Source organism: Streptomyces sp. NPDC005303, assembly GCF_040607335.1.
Classification (GTDB): domain Bacteria; phylum Actinomycetota; class Actinomycetes; order Streptomycetales; family Streptomycetaceae; genus Streptomyces.
The window spans coordinates 1-1,973 of sequence record NZ_JBEXGM010000081.1 but is presented as its reverse complement, the minus strand read 5'-3'; the positions used below and the strand labels follow the sequence as shown (position 1 = coordinate 1,973).

At 72.5% G+C, this 1,973-nt stretch carries 2 protein-coding genes; both read right to left on the bottom strand.

Annotation, left to right across the window (positions count from 1 at the left end; all coding sequences use genetic code 11):
- Positions 1–196: 196 nt before the first annotated feature.
- Positions 197–1,201, bottom strand: a complete 1,005-nt coding sequence (gene dhaK, locus ABZT93_RS40330) for a dihydroxyacetone kinase subunit DhaK (RefSeq protein ID WP_356114107.1) — start codon at positions 1,199–1,201, stop codon at positions 197–199.
- A 117-nt stretch (positions 1,202–1,318) separates the two neighbouring features.
- Complete coding sequence (locus ABZT93_RS40325) at positions 1,319–1,543, bottom strand: hypothetical protein (protein ID WP_356114106.1); 225 nt, start codon at positions 1,541–1,543, stop codon at positions 1,319–1,321.
- Positions 1,544–1,973: the final 430 nt, after the last annotated feature.

Genomic DNA, 1,973 nt, shown 5'->3' with positions numbered 1-1,973 from the left:
TCAGGTCATCCGAAAGGGACAAGGCGGTCCCAGACCGACCGCCTTGTCCCTTTCGGATCGGAGAACGCCCAGACGTCCGCCCGCTGGCCGACTGTGACGATCAAGGACAGCGGACGGCAGCGGCCGTCGGCGCTCAGATGGAGTTCGATGGTGAACCCGCCGCGTGAGCGGGGTCGCTTCCACCGCCACCACGGGCTCAGCGGCCCCAGCGCAGCGCGGCCGTCTGCACGGGTGCGTCCCACAGCCGCAGCATCTCCTCGTCGGCCCGGCAGAGTGTCACCGAGCAGCCCGCCATGTCCAGCGACGTGACGTAGTTGCCCACGAGCGCCCGCGCCACCGGCACGCCCCGGGCCTCCAGCAGCCGGACCACCTCGGCGTGGAACCCGTACAGCTCCAGCAGCGGCGTCGCTCCCATCCCGTTGACCAGGGCCAGTACCGGCCCGTCGGCCGGAGGCACCTCCCCCAGCTCCTCGAGTACGGCGCCCACCGCGACCTCCGCGATCTCTCGGGCCGGCATCACCGCGCGCCGCTCTCGGCCCGGCTCGCCGTGGATCCCGACCCCGAGCTCCATCTCCCCGTCCGGCAGGTCGAAGGTCGGGCCTCCTTTCGCGGGAGTGCTGCAGGCGCTGAGCGCCACGCCGAAGCTGCGCGAGAACTCGTTGACACGCCGGGCGATCGCGGCCACCTGCTCCAGCGGTGCGCCCTCCTCGGCGGCCGCCCCGGCGATCTTCTCCACGAACAGGGTCGCCCCGGTGCCCCGCCGCCCGGCCGTGTACAGGCTGTCGGTGACGGCGACGTCGTCGTTGACCAGGACCTGCTCGACCCGGACGCCGTCATCCTCGGCGAGCTCGGCGGCCATCTGGAAGTTCAGCACGTCCCCGGTGTAGTTCTTGACGACGAACAGCACGCCCTGCCCGGCCTCGACGGCGCTCGCCGCGCGCAGCATCTGGTCCGGGACGGGCGAGGTGAACACCTCCCCGGGACACGCGGCCGACAGCATCCCGTACCCGACGAACCCGGCGTGCAGCGGCTCGTGCCCGGAACCGCCGCCGGACACCAGCCCGACCCGCCCGCCCTCCCGAGCGTCTCGCCGTACGACCACCCCCCGATCCACGTCCACGTCCAGCTCCGGGTGGGCGGCAGCCAGCCCCCGCAGGGCATCGGCGACCACGGTCTGCGGACTGTTGATCAGCATCTTCATGGGACCTCCCGGGTGGAACCGGCGGCCGAACCTCTGCCCCGTGTCCTCACGGAGTTCAGGCACGGCCGGTGGCAGGCGGGCGCATGCGCGATCGCACGCCACACAAACAGTGTGCCGTCACGCCGTGGACATCCGCGATGCGTGCTCGCTGGCGCCCGCCTGCCAAGGTGCGGCCAGTCCGGTCGAGGCGGCCGGGGCGCCGCCGTCGACGCCCATGCCGCAGGTGGCGGAGTGCTCCTCGGCAGGTGCGGCGGCGGAGCTTGTGGTGACGACGACCGCCCGTCGGCCTCGTGGACGGCGAAGGCAGGTGCCGCCGAAGCGCCGCAGGTCCTGGGAGCCCACCCGGTTGCCTTCGGCGCAGTGCTAGCCCGGGATGACGACGAGGAACCCGTTCGCGTTCGTCGCGACCGCATCGGCGCCCAAGTTGCCTGCACCGCCGAACGGCTTCCACCGGGGTGCAGCCGCCCCGCGCGCACGGCGCGGCGACGTGTGCTCGAAGGCGTCGGCCGCGGGTCTGCGGACGCCAGGTCAGCCAGACCACGGGCGCCGGCATCCAATCGCAGCGGAACATGCACGGCAGCCCCAAATGTCTCCCCCCGGCGGGCGGACTTCCGTCTCCTCCCTGGCCGGGCAGCGGGCAGTATCCGCCCGCGCGCGTATGGCTCCGGCCGGTCCTACACTGATTTCTGGAGGACTCGGGGCAGTCGACGGCCGACCCTTGGGCCGGCGGGAAGCGGGCACCCATGGCTGAGCGACTCAAGAGATCAGGACT

Bases quoted from the DNA above. Each gene is read 5' to 3' on its own strand.
- dhaK (WP_356114107.1), bottom strand. From the start codon at position 1,201: ATGAAGATGCTGATCAACAGTCCGCAGACCGTGGTCGCCGATGCCCTG.